The sequence below is a fragment of the Kribbella sp. NPDC004536 genome, assembly GCF_042873835.1.
Taxonomy (GTDB): domain Bacteria; phylum Actinomycetota; class Actinomycetes; order Propionibacteriales; family Kribbellaceae; genus Kribbella.
This window is the reverse complement of record NZ_JBIALY010000003.1, coordinates 611,144-627,053: the sequence shown is the minus strand read 5'-3', so window position 1 is coordinate 627,053 and position 15,910 is coordinate 611,144. Positions and strand designations below refer to the sequence as shown.

The 15,910-nt window shown below is 67.4% G+C and carries 18 protein-coding genes; 12 read left to right on the top strand and 6 right to left on the bottom strand.

Features of this window, described 5'->3' with window-relative positions; genetic code table 11:
* Positions 1 to 2,157 carry a hypothetical protein gene (locus tag ACFYRU_RS28230; RefSeq protein ID WP_387663833.1) on the bottom strand — a complete coding sequence of 719 codons (2,157 nt, stop codon included), beginning with the start codon at positions 2,155 to 2,157 and terminating at the stop codon, positions 1 to 3.
* A gap of 220 nt (positions 2,158 to 2,377) precedes the next feature.
* On the opposite strand from ACFYRU_RS28230, the gene ACFYRU_RS28225 reads away from it, so the two are divergent.
* The 12 genes from ACFYRU_RS28225 (at position 2,378) to ACFYRU_RS28170 (ending at position 12,037) form a co-directional block, all read left to right on the top strand.
* Positions 2,378 to 2,668, top strand: a complete 291-nt coding sequence (locus tag ACFYRU_RS28225) for a hypothetical protein (protein ID WP_387663831.1) — start codon at positions 2,378 to 2,380, stop codon at positions 2,666 to 2,668.
* Positions 2,669 to 2,684: 16 nt separating this feature from the next.
* Complete coding sequence (locus ACFYRU_RS28220; RefSeq protein ID WP_387663829.1) at positions 2,685 to 4,157, top strand: recombinase family protein; 1,473 nt, start codon at positions 2,685 to 2,687, stop codon at positions 4,155 to 4,157.
* A 186-nt stretch (positions 4,158 to 4,343) separates the two neighbouring features.
* The gene (locus tag ACFYRU_RS28215; RefSeq protein WP_387663827.1) at positions 4,344 to 4,520 is read left to right on the top strand and encodes a hypothetical protein; all 177 of its coding nucleotides are present in this window, start codon (positions 4,344 to 4,346) and stop codon (positions 4,518 to 4,520) included.
* A 280-nt stretch (positions 4,521 to 4,800) separates the two neighbouring features.
* Positions 4,801 to 6,264, top strand: coding sequence for an AAA family ATPase (locus tag ACFYRU_RS28210; protein ID WP_387663825.1), 1,464 nt, complete (start codon positions 4,801 to 4,803; stop codon positions 6,262 to 6,264).
* A 67-nt stretch (positions 6,265 to 6,331) separates the two neighbouring features.
* A complete protein-coding gene (locus ACFYRU_RS28205) occupies positions 6,332 to 7,174 on the top strand; it encodes an HNH endonuclease (protein WP_387663824.1) in 843 nt (280 codons plus the stop codon).
* The gene (locus ACFYRU_RS28200) at positions 7,167 to 7,418 is read left to right on the top strand and encodes a hypothetical protein (protein WP_387663822.1); all 252 of its coding nucleotides are present in this window, start codon (positions 7,167 to 7,169) and stop codon (positions 7,416 to 7,418) included. The genes ACFYRU_RS28205 and ACFYRU_RS28200 overlap by 8 nt, the downstream gene beginning before the upstream one ends.
* 266 nt (positions 7,419 to 7,684) lie before the next feature.
* Positions 7,685 to 7,918 carry a hypothetical protein gene (locus tag ACFYRU_RS28195; RefSeq protein WP_387663820.1) on the top strand — a complete coding sequence of 78 codons (234 nt, stop codon included), beginning with the start codon at positions 7,685 to 7,687 and terminating at the stop codon, positions 7,916 to 7,918.
* A 3-nt stretch (positions 7,919 to 7,921) separates the two neighbouring features.
* Positions 7,922 to 8,353 (top strand): hypothetical protein, encoded by a 432-nt coding sequence (locus tag ACFYRU_RS28190; RefSeq protein ID WP_387663818.1) that lies wholly within the window; start codon positions 7,922 to 7,924, stop codon positions 8,351 to 8,353.
* Positions 8,350 to 8,628 (top strand): hypothetical protein, encoded by a 279-nt coding sequence (locus ACFYRU_RS28185; RefSeq protein ID WP_387663817.1) that lies wholly within the window; start codon positions 8,350 to 8,352, stop codon positions 8,626 to 8,628. The genes ACFYRU_RS28190 and ACFYRU_RS28185 overlap by 4 nt, the downstream gene beginning before the upstream one ends.
* A gap of 4 nt (positions 8,629 to 8,632) precedes the next feature.
* Positions 8,633 to 8,854 carry a hypothetical protein gene (locus ACFYRU_RS28180; RefSeq protein ID WP_387663815.1) on the top strand — a complete coding sequence of 74 codons (222 nt, stop codon included), beginning with the start codon at positions 8,633 to 8,635 and terminating at the stop codon, positions 8,852 to 8,854.
* Between the two features lie 91 nt (positions 8,855 to 8,945).
* A complete protein-coding gene (locus ACFYRU_RS28175) occupies positions 8,946 to 11,594 on the top strand; it encodes a transglycosylase SLT domain-containing protein (protein WP_387663813.1) in 2,649 nt (882 codons plus the stop codon).
* Positions 11,591 to 12,037, top strand: a complete 447-nt coding sequence (locus ACFYRU_RS28170; RefSeq protein ID WP_387663812.1) for a hypothetical protein — start codon at positions 11,591 to 11,593, stop codon at positions 12,035 to 12,037. Before ACFYRU_RS28175 ends, ACFYRU_RS28170 begins: the two co-directional genes overlap by 4 nt.
* 51 nt (positions 12,038 to 12,088) lie before the next feature.
* Here the strand turns inward: ACFYRU_RS28170 and ACFYRU_RS28165 are convergent, their stop codons facing one another.
* From ACFYRU_RS28165 to ACFYRU_RS28145, 5 genes are all read right to left on the bottom strand, one after another.
* A complete protein-coding gene (locus ACFYRU_RS28165) occupies positions 12,089 to 12,271 on the bottom strand; it encodes a hypothetical protein (protein ID WP_387663810.1) in 183 nt (60 codons plus the stop codon).
* 408 nt (positions 12,272 to 12,679) lie between these two features.
* Positions 12,680 to 12,889: a hypothetical protein gene (locus tag ACFYRU_RS28160; protein ID WP_387663808.1), complete on the bottom strand. Its 210-nt coding sequence runs from the start codon at positions 12,887 to 12,889 to the stop codon at positions 12,680 to 12,682.
* A complete protein-coding gene (locus ACFYRU_RS28155) occupies positions 12,886 to 13,350 on the bottom strand; it encodes a hypothetical protein (protein ID WP_387663806.1) in 465 nt (154 codons plus the stop codon). Before ACFYRU_RS28155 ends, ACFYRU_RS28160 begins: the two co-directional genes overlap by 4 nt.
* Before the next feature lie 11 nt (positions 13,351 to 13,361).
* Complete coding sequence (locus tag ACFYRU_RS28150) at positions 13,362 to 14,777, bottom strand: glycoside hydrolase (RefSeq protein WP_387663804.1); 1,416 nt, start codon at positions 14,775 to 14,777, stop codon at positions 13,362 to 13,364.
* On the bottom strand, positions 14,774 to 15,868 hold the full coding sequence (locus tag ACFYRU_RS28145; protein WP_387663802.1) for a LacI family DNA-binding transcriptional regulator: 1,095 nt from the start codon (positions 15,866 to 15,868) through the stop codon (positions 14,774 to 14,776). The genes ACFYRU_RS28150 and ACFYRU_RS28145 overlap by 4 nt, the downstream gene beginning before the upstream one ends.
* Between the last annotated feature and the right edge of the window lie 42 nt (positions 15,869 to 15,910).

The window sequence follows — 15,910 nt, the reverse complement described above, 5'->3', positions numbered from 1 at the left end:
TTACAACGTGACGCCGATGGACGGGCCACGGTTGCCGTTGGCACCGATCGGGACCAGATCGAAGGTGCGACCAACGGTCAGGTCGACGGACTCGGCGAAGAACACGTCACGGTGGACGCGGCCCAGCCACCGTCCCTTCTGGAGTACGTCGTACGCAGCGGCGTCGGGCTGCAGCGTCCACTCGAAGGTCAGGTGGCGGGTGGATCCGGCGCCCGGGCCGGCGTCCGCGACCGCGAAGGCCCGCGGACGGGACGGGATGACGTCGACGGTGCGGCTGTCGGCGAGCAGGACCTTGCCGAGGTGCCCGGATCCGCTGGTACGCAAGGAGATCCGGGCGATCCGGTCGCCGCCGCGCGCGATCCTGCCGCGGTACTCGATCCAGCCGCCCACCCGCCGAGCCGGGGTCAACCCGATCCACGCGACGCGCGACGGATCGGTACGACGAGTCACCCCGACCTCCGGCGTCGAAAGACCTTGTGCGACGACGCGCACCTCGGTCGCAGCTGCTTGCGCGAGGTCGGTCTTGAACAGGTGCATGACGCCGTTGCCCGACAGAGCGAGGCTGTGCGCGCCCTCGTACGCCGTGCTCTCGTCGAGAGTCACCGTCACGCCGTCGGTCCAGTACTGCCAGGTCAGCGCGCGGTCCGCGCAGCCCTGGTTGTCCCAGCCGCTGTCGCGGACCTGCTTACTGTCGAGGTAGAACGTGCTGCCGACGCCGATGTTGAACGTCGTCACGATCGGCAGCCCGCCGTACGGCGACCGCTCGACGATGCCGTGCGCGATGCCGTCCCAGCGCTTGTAGTTCAGGACATCCGTACGGTACGGCGGGGTGCGCGACTCGAGCCGGCCGGACGTCGCCGGGTTGCCGGTCGGGCCGGACCAGAAGCGCTGTTCGAGATCGCGGTACTTCGCCCGCCCGGCCACTGTCGACGTTTCGCCGGACCAGGCCGCGTTCGCCCAGAACTGGTCCTCGACGAACAGGCCGACCGAGACCGGGCCCGGGTGGCCCGGGTACGCGTAGTCGGTGAAGCACTCCTCCGGGTTGAAGCCGCCCTGCTGGTGTTCGACCCCGGCGAACACCACCGCGCGCGGGTCGAACCCGGCGTCGGTCGCGGTTTTCGCGCTGCCGGTCAGGTCTGCGTCGACGTACGGCCAGCCGTAGTTTACGAAGATCGAATCGACGGTCTGGTCGCCAGGGGTCCCGAGCCACGGGACGTTCTTCTTGTTGAGGGTGTTCTGGTAGTCGAGGTCGCCGTTCGGCAGGTCGGCGTCGTAGTACTGCAGGTAGAAGCCCGGGTCGTGCGCCTTGATGTAGCGGAACAGGTCGCGGAGCTTGCCGGCCTGGGCGGCGGTGATGGTGGCTTCCTGGTTGATGAACAGGCCGTCGAAGCCGAAGTACCGGCGGATCTCGATCAGCTTGTCGCCGACCGGGAACGAGCCGTCCGCGGCCTGCACCAGGAACTCGCCGAAGTCGACGCCGGTACGCGGCCAGAACCAGCCACCGATGATCCGCACGCCGTTCTTGTGCGCGGCCTCGGTCCAGCCCGGGTTCGGGATGTCGATGACGCCGTACGTGCGACCCGGGGCACTGGGGTCCGCGACCACGTCGCTCGGCACCGACGGCAGTACTTGACCGTGCCAGGTCCCCCAGACGTCGATGTACGGCCAGAACCGCTGTGTATACGTATGCCCTTCGAGACCGATCGGCTGGTTGCGGCCCTCGTAGATCGTGCCGGCGTCGTCCAGGCTGAGCGTCGACAGGCGCACGCCCGGGTCGAGGTCGGGATGCGCCTGGGTCGGCGCGAACGGTGCGATCCGCGGCGCCAGCGGGACCAGGCAGCGCAGGTGCCGGCCCCACGGGTGTGTCGCCGGGTCGAACTCGAGCAGGTCCGCCGGATCCCAGCCGTACGTCGACGGCCCCGGCGGAATCCCACCCGACCCCGGCCTCGGCGCGACGCCCCCGCCCGCCCCACTCGCTCCCACCGCTCCGCCCGCTCCGCCTGCTCCGGCCACTCCGGCCGCTCCACCCGCTCCGCCCGCGCCGGCGGTACCGGTTGCGGCTGCAGGCAACGGATTGATGCCGGCCAGCGCCGCCGCGAGCCCCGCGCCGCCGACCGTGATCAGAGTCCTCCGGGAAACCCGCACCGGATCCGACATCGCCTCACACTCCCCAGATATACCGGTTTAGCTTGCCCGGCATCCTAGGAGCAGGATCCCCCCGGGAAAAGAGGCCCGCCTGGCCCAAATCAAACAGCACGCCTACCGCACCCCAAGCGACCCCGCACGAACAAACAGCCCGGACAAGGCACCGGTACGCCCAGGCACCACCGAGGTCGTCGTCCACCTCACCGACCACACCCTCGCCACCCGCACCGGTGTGCTGCGGGTCGAGTCCATTGGTCCTCTCCTCGCGACCCAACTCACCGAGCTTGTCGGCCACGGCCCCTACGTCGTCAAACCCGTCATCGACCTCAACGACGCCGTCAGCGTCAACGCCTACGAAATCCCCACCCGCATCCGCGAACGCATCAAACTCATCCACCCCGTGGAACTCTTCCCCTACGGCACCCGCGAAACCACCAACACCATCGACCTCGACCACATCCAGCCCTACAACCCACTCGGCCCACCCGGCCAAACCAGCACCACCAAGCTTGTGCCTTGCTAGATGTATCGTGGACGGCATGACCACCACCGCGAGCACCACCGCGCGGGAATACCTGCGTGTGAGCGTCGACAAGTCCGGCCGGCAGCGGTCGCCTGAGGAACAGCACGACGACAATGCGCAGGCCGCCGGCGCGCTCGGGGTGACGCTGGGCGAGCCGTACCGCGACGTGGGCTCGGCGAGTCGCTACGCCCGGAAGGGGCGGGAGGATTTTGTCCGGCTTGTTGGCGACCTGAAGGCCGGCCGGTTCGATGCGGACATTCTCTGGCTCTGGGAATCCTCGCGTGGATCGCGCAAGGTAAGTGAATGGGCCGAGCTGATCGAGCTGTGCGAGGAATGCGGTGTCCGGATTCATGTCACGACGCACGCCCGGACGTACGATCCGGCGAACCACCGCGACCGCCGGTCGCTGCAGGAGGACGCCGTGGACTCTGAGTACGACTCCGCGAAACGCTCGGATCAGGTCAATCGCGCCATGCAGGCGAACGCCAAGCTCGGCCTGCCGCACGGACGGACCCCGCTCGGGTACCGCCGGATCTACGACCCGACTACTCGGAAGCTCGTCCGCCAGGAACCGGACCCCGCGACCGCGCCACTGATCCGCGAGTTGTTCGCGCGACTGGAGGCCGGCCACAGCCTGCGGGGGATCGCCACCGACTGGGAAGCGCGGGGGATTACGAACGCGTCCTCGCGTCCGTTCACGCCGGCGCACCTGCGGACGATCGCGGCGTGCCGGGCGTACGTCGGTGAGCGCGAGCACACGCCGGGCCGGCGGGGCAGTCACACCAAGCCCGGCCAGAAACCCGTCACGGTGGTGCAGGGCAACTGGGAAGCGCTGGTGCCGAAGGCAACCTTCCTGGCTGTGCAGCACATCCTGTCCGCGCCCGAGCGCAAGACCACGCGGCCGGGCCGGGGTGTGCACCTGTTGTCGATGGTCGCGCGCTGTGGCGTCTGCGGTGGCAAGCTCTGCGCCCGGATGAAGAACGGCGTACCGGTTTACATCTGTCACCCGAGCTCCGGGCATGTGTCGATTTCGAAACCCGAGCTCGACAAATACGCCGAAAATGTTGTCCTCGGGTATTTGGCCCGCGACGACGTTTACCAGGCGCTGACCGCGCAGGCGAGCGACGGCGGCGAGAAACTGCGGGTGGTGCGCGACGAAATCGCCGGCATCCGCGACGAGCTCGCAGACCTCGGGGACCAGTTGGCCGCCGGGGCGATCTCCGCGACGCTCGCCGGGCAGGCCGAGAAGGGCATCCAGGCGCGGCTGAAGGCTGCCGAGGACCAAGAGGCCGAGCTCACCACGCCGCCGCGTCTACGCGGCCTCCTGGCCCCGGGGAAGGACGTACGCCGCCGGTGGGGCGCCGCACCGATGGCCACCAAGCGCGAGGTGCTGCGCATCCTGCTCGCGCCCGACCTGCTCGGAGAACTGCGGGTGCTGCCAGGAATGCGCGTCCCGGTGGCGGATCGTGTCGAATGGCGCCGGGATTAAGTTTGCGTTGTCGAACTGCGCACCTTACTGTGAATTTTGTTGTACCCGTACGGTCGCACCACTGAACTCCGACGCCCTCACGTTCTCACGCCCTTAACGCCTGATTGAGCGACCCTTCACCGAAGGGCTGGGCCGAAAGTGGCCGCACGCAACAAATCTCACCGGGTGGTAACCGCTCGGATCGCCATGGCCAAGCGCTGGCATCCCGACAACACCGAAGGAATCGCCCAACTGGAGGCCCAACTGGAGGCCGCCCGCGTCGAATCTTGGCTCGATGGGGTCGTCGCATCCGCACCCCCACTCACGCAGGAACAGGCCGCGCGGCTCGCCGGCCTGCTGTTTCGCGACGCAGTAATTCGCTGACCCGGAATCTCCCGGTCGAGCGGATCAAGGGTCAGGGCCGCTCGACGCCCTCGAAAGGGGTAACCCCTGTGTCACCTGACCCCGAAATTGAAGCCGCCGGCCCTGAGGAGACCGGCGGCAATGTGAGCGGCCACCACAGCAAGCTCAAGTCCACTGTAACTCGTGTCAGCACCGCCGACATGACCGAGCGCGAATATTTGGAATGGTGCATGGCCTGGAAGCCGGCGCCGACCTCGCTCGCCCTGTATCGGCGTGCGCGGCGTGCGACGCGGGGGCACCCGTGAGCGAGCCTCGGCGAATCCAGGTTTACCGCGAAATCAGCGACGAGGAACATACGGCCTATCTCGCGGAGGAGAACGAGCGCGAGGTACGGCGCCGTGGCAGGCGCGGCCTGAAGCTGTACGGCCTGTCCCGCCATGCCGACACCGAGTGGTGGGCGATTATCGACGCGCTGGTTGACCATGGCGCCATCGAGGAGGCGGACCGCCATCAGGCGCGGATCTCGGAGAAGGTGAAAGATTTTGCGTGCCCGTACTGCGGTTCAGATAGCGGATACATGCTGCGTGGCAGGTACTGCAAGTACAGCGATGGCCGTGTCATCACCTGCGGCCGACGCTGCAAGATGGGCGATGTACTGGTCGAGCTCGGCGTGCGCGTCGTGGACAACCCGTGGGATTTGACCAGTGTTCCCGGAACGCTCCCGAGGAACGAGGAACGCCGGGAGACCGGTCCTGAGCGACAGGATGACCAAGGCAACGAACAGCGGTCGCCGTACCCCTTCAAGGTCATCGACTGGAAGGAATTGTGGCAGCAGGAGCCGGGTGAGAAATGGATCCTGCAGCCGCTCGTCTCGACCGGTCGCGGGGTTGCGATCTGGTCGAAGCCGAAGGTGGGTAAGAGCCTGCTGATGCTGGAAATCGCGGTGGGGATTTCCACGGGTGAGCGAACGCTCGGTGTGGTGCCCGACCGGGCACACAGGGTGCTGTACGTCGACCACGAGAACGACCCGCGCGGCGACATCCGGACCCGACTTGAGGATATGGCGTACGGCCCGGGCGACCTGGAGAACCTCAAGTACCTGTCGTTTCCGGCAATGGATCCGCTCGACACCCCGCTCGGCGCGGCGCAGATTCTCGACGCGGCAGAGCACTACGACTGCGACGTGGTTGTCGTTGACACCGTCTCGCGTGCGGTCGGTGGCAAGGAGAACGAAAACGACACCTGGCTCGCGCTGTACCGCCTCACCGGGGTTGCACTGAAGAAGGCCGGCATTGCGTTCATCCGCCTCGACCATCCTGGCAAGGATGAGGAGAAGGGGATGCGTGGTGCGTCGGCGAAGTACGGCGACGTGGATGCGGTGTGGAAGCTCACCAAGGAAGCCGCGACGACATACAAGCTGACCTGCACCGATAAGCGGTTTCAGATCGCAGAGACCGAACTGGTGCTCACCCGCCAGGCGAATCCACTCCGGCACAAGGTCGAGGGTGGTGGTTGGGCGGTCGCGGCCGATGCCCGATACAACGATCTGTTCGAACAGTTGTCGCGGCTCGGCGTCGCGCAGAACGTCGGCCGTGTGACCGCCGCGAAGGTGCTCCGCGCTGACGGAGTACAGGTCCGCGACAGGGACCTGGAGAAGGTGATTCGACACCGGAAATCCTGCGCCAACTGGGCTGGCGCAGGGGTCGATCACACGCGCTGCATCGACCTGTTTGGCGCAGCTTGGCGCAGCGACGACGAATCATGACAAAACCGCAGGTCAAAGGCGCATTCGACCTGCGCCCGGTCGTTTGGCGCAGCCTGGCGCAGGGTGCATGGCGAGACCTGCGCCAGCGACCGCCGCTCTTAGAGCGGGCGCAGGTCTCGCACCGGGCGCAGCCAATCAACCTGTAGGAGGCAACACGAACAACCGCGAACAACCGCGTACGTCGATCTCCGGGCTTGTCCCCGGTGGCAGGCACGAACACCCGTCTTGGTGGCCAATCGTGCGCGAGGTGGAAGACCAGCGGCGGCGATCTCGCGAGCTCGCATCGCCGCCAAGGGGAGGGGTGGGTCAAAAGGTCACCGCTGGCCCCATCACACCTGCGCTTCGATGCCATCTCTCCCCGGAAGGTTGCGAAAAGCAACGAAATATTTGGAGGTTCCCGTTGATCTGTACAGGCTGTGGCTGCGATTTCTGGCCACCACCCCAGCACCCGAACGGCGGCAAACGTCGGTCCCGGTGCGACGATTGCCGAGGGCCACGGGCACATCTCGACGGCCGGGAATACCGCGCACTGCGGAAACAGGTACTCGCCGAGGAGACGCATTGCCACATTTGCAAAATGCCGGTGGATAAATCCATCACCGACCGCTTCGATCCGGCCGTTGCTCAGATCGATCACGTGATCCCGGTGGCCGCACGTCCGGACCTCGCGAACGAGCGCAGCAACCTCCGACTCGCGCATCGGCTGTGCAACCAGCGCAAGGCCAAGGGTAAGCCGGTGGCGTCCGTGCTGAGACCGCGTACGGCATCCCTGAACGCCGACCGGGATCGGGTGTACCCCACGTGCGACCACCCGCCGGACTGCCCGTGCATGCGGGTCCAGCCTGGCTCGACCATGTGGACGGGTCCGGGGCATGCCCGGCACCACCGGTGGATCGTGTGCGATGACTGAGCCGATGGTCTACGTCACGCGCCGGCCGGACGATGACCGCTGGCACGGTGACCAGCGCGTGACGCTGCCGTGCGTGGCCTGCGGCAACGAACGTCCTTACCTGCCCGACCCCTCCGAGCCGGCTACGTGGCCTAATCCCGAGGACAATCCCGAGGACGACGACCCCGGCACGGTCTGGGCGTGGCTGCGCCGACCGAGCGACCGCCGCGATCCGAACAACTGCCCGCATTGCGGGGCGACATGACCAGCGAACGGGATCGGGCTGTGTCGGTGGCCCTGCGGTTGAAGGCTGCCGCAAAGCTTGCCCGGCACGCTGACCCGATGTGGTACGTCGTCGTCCAGGAGGCGGAACGGTTGCTCGCGGCACCCGATGGCTGTCCCGGCTGCGGCGGGGAAATCCCCGTGAATACCGGCCGCGGTCGCCCTCGCAAATACTGCGAGAAATGTTCGCCTCGGAAAAATAGCGGAAAAATCGTGGATTCGGAGATTGTTGCTTGAGAGGAGGCAACAATGCTCGTACGTATCGGCGAAATCTTGGAGGCCGAACAGCGGCTCGATGAGGCGCTACGGGAGGAGCGCGCGGCCAGTGATGCCGGGAATCAGCCACGGACTAAGAACGAGTTCGGCATCACGACCCTCCATCTGTCGCCGGCCTACCTTGACCGCCAGGAACGCGCCCGCAACGCGGTACAGCGCGCCGAAGAGAACCTGCGTGCCCTGTGGCGCGCAGCGGTGGAGGGCTGATCGATGATTCTCGTGCCCTTCGTCCCGAACGACGGCCGGCGCGTCGCGCGCCCCGCCGCCCTGAGCGTTTCGGCTGCCCGCGCGGTGGTCGAGGCGACGGCGTCCCCCGCCGGCACGGCTGACAAGGCCTCCGCTGGCACGGTCGCCACAAGTGCGGCGCCGGTGGCCCTTTCCTCCAGTCTGCCGGCGCCGCACTCGGTCCCCACCATCGTCGAGCGCATCGCCTGCCTGGACGGGTTCATCGAGAAGCGCAGCGACGGTAGCCGGAGCTACAACGGCGATCAGTTGCGCCGAGCGCACCTGCGGTTGCGTCGGTCCGGTGTTCGCGGTTTCGAGCGGATGCTGAAGGAACTACGCCGCATGAACCCCGACGAGGTTTCCGGTGGTGGCGACGTACGCGAGGTTCGCGCCGGCGGTACGTGGACGCTGCGATGAGCGCCCTGACGCCGCGCGAACGCGCGTACGACTGCTTCCACCTCGCGCGGTCCGCGTCGACCCGCGTACCCCTCGGCGGCCAGCGGTACGGCATGACGATCGAGGGCGTACGGCGCAACCGCGAGGACCTGTTCCGTCAGGCCGAGCGCGCTGTCACCGAGGCGCTGAACGGCCCACCGAAGGTCATCCTGCGCGAACCGGACGACGACGCGCTACGGGCAATGCTCGCGGTCTGCGGACGCGAACTTGCCGCGAGCAACGAAGAGGCGAGGTGACCTGGTGGCTGACTGGTTGCAGGATGCCGCTGAGCAGTACGCGGCCGATTGGCGCGACTGGCTGATCGAACACAGCGACCTGAGTCAGCGCGATCTCGATGTGTGGCTGCAGGGGTATGTCCGTGGCCTGGTGAACGGGTTCCGGCTGCAGCAGTTCATCGCCCCCGAGATGACCGATGCCGCGCTGCACGCATTGATCGAGGCCGAGACCGGCGAACCCCACTGACCGGCGGCGACCCCCCAATCCTCGGGATTCCAGCGCCGAAATCTGGGCGGCGTGGGGTCGCCGCCGCCCCTCCTCCCGAAAGTTCTGATCGATGGCTGACGAGCGCCTGTCCTTCATTGTCGAGGTTCGCGACCGTGGCACCGCGATCCTCAGCGCGGTCGCTAGCAAGCTCGACGGTGTCGACTCTGCACAGAAACGGGTCACCAAATCGACCCGCCAGTACGCGGACAGCGCCGCGAAGCTCACCGGCCTGGAGGACAAACACGCCGACATGCTCGGCCGCGTCACGGTGGCCGAGCAGCGGCTGTCGGAGGTGCGTGGTAACGCGAACGCGAAACTGTCGCAGATCGCGCGGGCCGAACAGTCGTTGCTGAAGGCAAGGCGTGATGCCGCGCGGGCCGCGAAGACCGTGGCGCGCGAGATCGAGAAGGCCGCCACACCCGACGGCCAGAAGTCCGGCCGGAGCTTCGTGCAGGGTTTGCTGCACTGGCTGGGCAAGGGTGCCGGCGACCTGGAGGCCGCCGGCAAGGCCGCCGGCGAGGACGTGAATGCCAGACTGATCGGCGCACTGAAGACGCCCTACGTCGGGCCGATATTGGCCGGTGTCATCACGGCTGCCGCGCTCACAGTGCTACCTGCGGCGGGCGCCGTGGCCGGCGGTGCGATTGTTGCCGGCGTCGGCGCTGGGCTCGCTGCCTTGCCGATCGTGTTCGCGGCGAAGTCGCAGCGGGTCCGGGACGCCTGGCGCTCGACGCTGGCCGACATGGGCGCCGACGTACGCGTACTGAGCAAGCCGTTCGAGACCGTGCTTGTTGCCTTGTCGGTCGTTGCCAGGCGCACCCTTGCGAATCTCAAGCCCGAGCTCGCTGGCGCGTTCAAGGATCTTGCACCCGGACTCGCGAGTTTCGGTGACCAGATCGGCCGCACGTTCGAGCGGATCGGCCCCGCGATCCGGCCGGTCTCGCAGGCGTTTGCTGCGGTACTGGTTGCCCTCGGCCCCGGACTGCAGAGCGCGATCAACAGCATCGCCGGCGGGCTGATCCGGTTGTCGCAGTCGGTCAAGGCGAACCCGACCGCGCTCGCGGATTTCGTTCGTGGCATCGGCGCTATCACCGGCGACTTGCTGCACTTCCTCGCGATCCTGAACGATGCGGACGGGCAGTTCAAGAAATTCACCGGCGGGCTGTCGCTCGTCACGGCGGTGATGGACGCGCTGCGGTTCGCGATCGACCTCGCGCTGACCCCGTTTGTCTTGTTTTTGAAGAGTCTCGGCTACATCGCGGACGCGTTGAACTTCCTGGCCGGCAAGCTCGGTCTCGGCAAGGTCATGACCGACCAGACCGCCGAGGCGTTGAAGCACGCAGGCGACGCCTCGAACCAGATGGCGGGATCGGTCAAGGCGGCGGCCAAGCCCGTCGAATCATTGACGGACAAGATCAATCGGCAGACCAGCGCGACCGATGCGCTGATTACTTCGATGTACCGCGCGCAGAATCTGGCGCTTGGTGCCGCCGGTGCCGAGATCGCATATAAGCAGTCGGTTGCCGACGCGACGGCGTCCCTCAAGGAAAACGGGCGCACGCTCAACGACAACACCGCGAAGGGCCGCGCGAACCACAGCGCATTGGTCAACCTCGCGCAGGCCGCCAACGATCAGGTCTCGGCGATGCTGAAGGCGAACGCTGGCACGGTTGCCGCGTCGCAGGCCGCGCAGGCGTCCCGCGCGCAGTTCATCGGCATGGCGGAAAAGATGGGGTTGAGCAAGACCGCCGCGAAGAAACTCGCCGATCAGTTGTTGCTGACGCAAGCGCAAATCGACAAATTGCACGGCAAAACCGTGCTGGTGAAATACACCACGAGCGGCACGATCGCTGGATTCACCCAGCAACAGCGGCTCGACCACGGGCTCGCCGTCGGTGGCCTGGTGACCGGTCCGGGCACGGGGACCAGCGACACCGCGGGACTGTTTGCCCTCAGCAACAACGAGTACGTCGTCAAGGCGGCCTCGGCCAGCAAGTACGGCAGCAAGGCGATGAGCTCGGTCAACAACGGGACCGCGACCATCATCCCCGGCATGGCCGCCGGCGGCCCGGTGGTCGATTTCCACTCCGAGGGCGTGTTCAAGAATGCCGCGCAGGCGCAGAAGATCCTCGGTGCCATGTTCGGCGGTACCGGCCCGGTTGGTCCTGCCGGCGCCGGTGTCCAGCGGTGGCGTGCTGTGGCCTTGCAGGCGTTGGCGCTCGCGCACGAGCCGGCCGCGTGGTTGCCGAGTCTGCTGGCCCGGATGCAGCGCGAGTCCGGCGGCAACCCGTCGGCGCAGAACAATTGGGACGCGAACGCGAAGCGCGGTACGCCGAGCAAGGGGTTGATGCAGGTCATCCAGCCCACTTTCGATGCCTACGGCAACGGTTTGCGCGGGCGCGGGATTTTCGACCCGTTAGCCAACGTTTACGCGGCAATCCGTTACACAGTGGCCCGGTATGGTTCCGGGCCTGCTGGCTGGAATAAGGCGGGTGGCTATCGGAATGGTGGATGGCTCATGCCGGGACAGTTGGCACTGAATGAAACGCGGAAGCCGGAGGCTGTTTTCAACCAGCACCAACTGGCCGCGATGAATCGCCCGATCGTGATCGAGAACAAAATGGTCCTCGATGGCAAGGTGATCCAGCAGTCGCTGGTCCACCTGAATCACAGCAAGGGTTACAGAGGGTTAGGGTTCGGGCCGGGTGAGCGCGTGTGACGGATATCCGGATCACCGATGGCGGCGAAACCAAGCGGGCCGCTGAACGCCTCCGGCTCGCCGCGAACGGTGGCCTACAACGCGAGCTACAGCACGCCCTGGACCGCAGCACGAAACGGCTGGACGAGGACGTACGGGGCTCGGCACTGGAGCGCCTGCCGAAGCGCGGCGGCCTCAACCAGATCGTCGCGCGCTCGCGGATCGACGCCGAGCACCTCGCCCCGCTGCGGGTCCGACTCGTTGCCAAGGGCATCGACCAGCTGAAGCTGATCAACGCCGGGCACGTCTCGCACCCGACGTACGGTCACCGGCCGCGAGTTTTTCAGTCGCTCCCGAGGGCGAAGAACTGGTTCTCCCGGCCGATCCGGCGCAACGCCGGCCGGATCTCGCGCGAGTTGCGGCGGGCGATGGAGCGGACCGCGCGGCGCATCACCGGGAAATAGGTTCGGCCCGCGCCGCCCCAAGCGACACGGGCCGAGGTTTCCTCCGGTGAGCTACTGCTGAGCCTGCTGCCGGCGTTCGCGGTACTGCCGGCCGGCCGCGTCCGCACAAGCGGCCAGCGCGATCACGAGATCTTCCTCCGTCCACCGCGACGGATTGAGCGCGTCCTCAGCGCCCTGGTCGTACGCGGCGCGTTCCGCCTCGCTGGCGCTCTCGAAATCGTAGGGTGAAGGCATGGTGAGACCTCCTAGCTAGGTCTTGCCTAGGGGCCGGCCTGGAGCACCACCTCCGGGCTGGTCCCGCCCCCTCACCGTGAGGGGTACGCGGCCAGCATCACCCCGCCGCCGGCGACCGCACAAGACCGAATTTCCGCGCGATGCATGGCGATGCACGGTGACGCACCTGGGGAAAATTCCGCAGGACATCTAGAGAGGTACCACCAACCTCGCACCGCTCGGCCGCTTCGGCCACCGGGTCAAGACCCACGCCCACGACTGGACCGTCCACCGCATCAACGACAGGACCCTCGAATGGACCACACCCCACGGCTTCACCTTCCACGTCGACCCCACCGGCACGCATCGGATCGACCGACGGATCAGCGCCACTCCAGGCAAGCCTCAGGCCAAGTAGGGACGCCAACGTTAGGCCTGGCGGGTCTTCGAGTCCTTGACGCCGTTGTGGTTCGCGTCGACGTACGCGTGGAAGGCGATCCAGGTCGTGCTGCCGACGTTGATGACGGTCGCACCGCCGGGGCCGCACAGCCTCGCGGACCAGACGTCGGTGTTGCACGAGCAGTTGGCGAAGTCACCGCGGGCCGTGAACAGCCACACCTTGCCGCCGTGCGCGATCACCGACGGGCCTTCCGGAGGCGTTGCGGTAGTCGCTCTTGTAGATCAGGTATCGCTTGCCGTCCTTCGCGCGGTACGCCGGCGGGTCGATCGACTCGTATCCGCGGGAGACCCACGGCGAGCAGACGACCGGCTTCGAACCGGGCATGTAGGTGCCGGCGGAGTTGCGGGGACGTGGCGACGCCGACGCAGTGCACGTTGCGGGAGGAGGACTGGCCGGCGAAGTACATGACGTAGAGCGCGCCATGGCTGTCGGAGCTCTGGAACGCCTCGGGCGCCCAGAGCAGCGGCTTGGCGTGGTCGACCCAGGCGGGGATCGCCGACATCGACTTGTGGATCGCGGACCAGCCGCCGGTTGTCGTCCAGCGCGTGCCGTAGCCGGCGCCGGTGCGGAACAGGTGGTACTTCGAGCCGAAATGTGCGAAGCCGGGGTCGGCGAAGTCTTCGGCACCGACCCGGTGCATGATGCTGCAATCTAACCCGCGCGAAGCTCGACAACCTCCACCGCGCCGTCGGTGACAAACAGCCCGACATGATCGCCGGACGCAACGAGGTCCGGGCGGAAGCTCAGGGCTACTCGGTTGTCGATCACTGCCTGGGCGGTTGGGCCGTCCAGGAGGACCTGGATGGTGTGGCGGCCGGGTGGGAGCGGGCAGGCGCGTTCCAGGTCGACGGCGTGCGTGACGTCGCCGTGGATCTGCCACTGGGCGGGACCGGTGCGACCGCGCGGCCACTGGTCCAGGACCACGCGGTCGCGTTGCGGTTCCAGGCGGAGGACGGTCGCGTACTCGCCGTCGGGGCTCGCGTGCAGGAGCAGGCCGAACGACTGCGTACCGGGCGCGACGTCGACCGTCAGCGTGATCAGGCAATGCTCCGGCACGGGGTCGCCGATCCAGGCGGCGTACCGGTCGTGGGCTCCTTGACCCGGCTCGTCCGCCGCACCGTCGAGCGGTGACAGCTTCACGGCTGCCGGGTCGTACGCCGCCACAACCTCCGCGGGCAGCCCGAACGCGAGCGTGCCGTCGGGTTCCTGGTGTGCTTCGAGTACGGCCAGGTCGCCGGCCCACTGCCACGCATCCCCTTGTTTCGTGGGGATCCAGCCGACGAAGAACCTCCGCCCTTCGTGCAGCACCGTCTTCGCAGCGTAGAACGCGCGTCCGTCGACGGTGTCCCGGGGCGGCGCGAGCCACGGACCGTCCGGGGTGCGTGCGATCCGGTAGCGCGTCTGGAAGGCGTCGCTGAACTCGGAGTAGACCAGGTACCACCAGTCGCCCAACTGGAAGACGTCCGGGCATTCCTGGGTGATGTAGCGGTGCGGCTCCCACAGCGGTTGCGCGAGCTCCCAACGCTTGAGGTCTGTCGAGGTCAGCCGCGCCACGACACCACACCGGCGATCCGGCGCATCGTCGTACCGTGCGGCCAGCACCATTTGCCAGGGCTCGTTCGGCGCGGTGCGGTAGACGAACGGGTCGCGCCAGTCCTGCGGTACGAAACCGTTGAGGGCACCAAAGGTATCTTCGGGCACCTTGGTCCAGCGGGTCGGATCGCCATCGCTCACTGCGTGACAGACGACCTGGTACGCACCGTCCGCCGTACCACGGCGCGGGTTGTGTCCGGTGTAGAACAGGTGCAGACGCGATCCTTCCGCCACGACGCTGCCGGTGTAGCAGTCGAAGTCGACCGCGTCCCGATCTCCGGTCGGCAGTACGACGCCGTGGTCCGTGTACTCCACGAAGTCCGTCGTCGACACCAACGCCCACGGCATTCCACCCGAGCCCGCGGTCGGATCGTCCGGCCGCAGATCCAACAGATAAAACAACCAAACCCGCCCGCCATACTCGAACGGAATCACATCCCCGACAAACCCCAGCTCCGGCCGCCAGTGGATCACTTGGAACTCCCCCGCCGGGCGGTGGGCGAGGTGGCGGGTGGGGTGATCCGGCGGCGGTGTTTCGGTGGATCGCCGACCGAGTCTCGTTCGATCAGTTCGCAGTCGACGATGATGCGGTCGGGGGCGTCCTCGGGTGGGGTGAGGAGTAGTTCGCCGGCGCGGCGGCCGAGCATGAGGTGTGGGAGGGCGGCGGTGGTGAGGCCGGGGCGGACCTGGTCGGCGACGTCGGGCTGGTCGTCGAAGCCGACGATGCTGACGTCGCCGGGGCAGTCGAGTCCGAGCGCGTGCAACGCGAGCAGCGCACCGATCGCCATCCGGTCGTTTCCGCAGACGAGCGCGGTCGGACGGTGCTCGACGACGACCTCGGTAGCCAGGTCGTACCCGTTCCCGATCTGATAGTTGCCGTACCGGTGTACGAGATCCGCCGGCTTCAGACCGGCCGCCCGCGCCGCATCGTCGAACCCACGACGACGCTCCTTGCAGGCGTAGTCGTCCCGCATACCGCCGAGGAACGCCACCTCGCGATGCCCGCGCTCGAACACCGACGCCGCCGCCGCGCGCCCCCCGGCATACTCGTCGGCCAGCAGCACCGTGTCGGCAGGCCCCTCCTCCGGCCAGCAGTTGACGAAGATCGTCCGGATCCCGTCCAGCCGCGGGCTGCGGTGCAACGGCTTCGGTGCGAGCGAGGCGTACACGATCGCGGCGACGCCCTGCGCGACCAGGCTGGCGACCGCGTCGTCACCCTGCCCCGGGTCGTCGGTGGTGTCGACGACCATGCAGACGTAGCCGGCCGGCTGGACGACCTGTTGCAGGCCGAGCACGATCAGACCGGCGTACGGCTGGGAGACGATCCCACTCGTCACCACGCCGATCGTGAAGGACCGGTTCGACCGGAGCAGCTGCGCGGCCCGGTTCGGGACGAAGTCGAGCTCGGCCGCCGCCTGCAGCACCCGCCGCCGGGTCTCCTCGGCGACGGCGACGTCGCGGCGGTCGTTCAGGACGAACGAGACCGTCGGCTGGGACACCCCCGCGCGGCGCGCGACGTCGGTCATCGTGACGCGCTTCGGCCCGGCCGCTGCCTTCTTCGCCATCGGTCCCCCTCCACGGTGAGCACTGCCGCCAACAACTATCAC

Coding starts and splice junctions, on each gene's coding strand:
- ACFYRU_RS28205 (WP_387663824.1), top strand. CDS start 6,332: ATGGCGAGACCTGCGCCAGCGACCGCCGCTCTTAGAGCGGGCGCAGGT.
- ACFYRU_RS28230 (WP_387663833.1), bottom strand. CDS start 2,157: ATGTCGGATCCGGTGCGGGTTTCCCGGAGGACTCTGATCACGGTCGGC.
- ACFYRU_RS28195 (WP_387663820.1), top strand. CDS start 7,685: ATGCTCGTACGTATCGGCGAAATCTTGGAGGCCGAACAGCGGCTCGAT.
- ACFYRU_RS28155 (WP_387663806.1), bottom strand. CDS start 13,350: ATGCACCGGGTCGGTGCCGAAGACTTCGCCGACCCCGGCTTCGCACAT.
- ACFYRU_RS28200 (WP_387663822.1), top strand. CDS start 7,167: ATGACTGAGCCGATGGTCTACGTCACGCGCCGGCCGGACGATGACCGC.
- ACFYRU_RS28190 (WP_387663818.1), top strand. CDS start 7,922: ATGATTCTCGTGCCCTTCGTCCCGAACGACGGCCGGCGCGTCGCGCGC.
- ACFYRU_RS28215 (WP_387663827.1), top strand. CDS start 4,344: ATGGCCAAGCGCTGGCATCCCGACAACACCGAAGGAATCGCCCAACTG.
- ACFYRU_RS28185 (WP_387663817.1), top strand. CDS start 8,350: ATGAGCGCCCTGACGCCGCGCGAACGCGCGTACGACTGCTTCCACCTC.
- ACFYRU_RS28175 (WP_387663813.1), top strand. CDS start 8,946: ATGGCTGACGAGCGCCTGTCCTTCATTGTCGAGGTTCGCGACCGTGGC.
- ACFYRU_RS28145 (WP_387663802.1), bottom strand. CDS start 15,868: ATGGCGAAGAAGGCAGCGGCCGGGCCGAAGCGCGTCACGATGACCGAC.
- ACFYRU_RS28220 (WP_387663829.1), top strand. CDS start 2,685: ATGACCACCACCGCGAGCACCACCGCGCGGGAATACCTGCGTGTGAGC.
- ACFYRU_RS28165 (WP_387663810.1), bottom strand. CDS start 12,271: ATGCCTTCACCCTACGATTTCGAGAGCGCCAGCGAGGCGGAACGCGCC.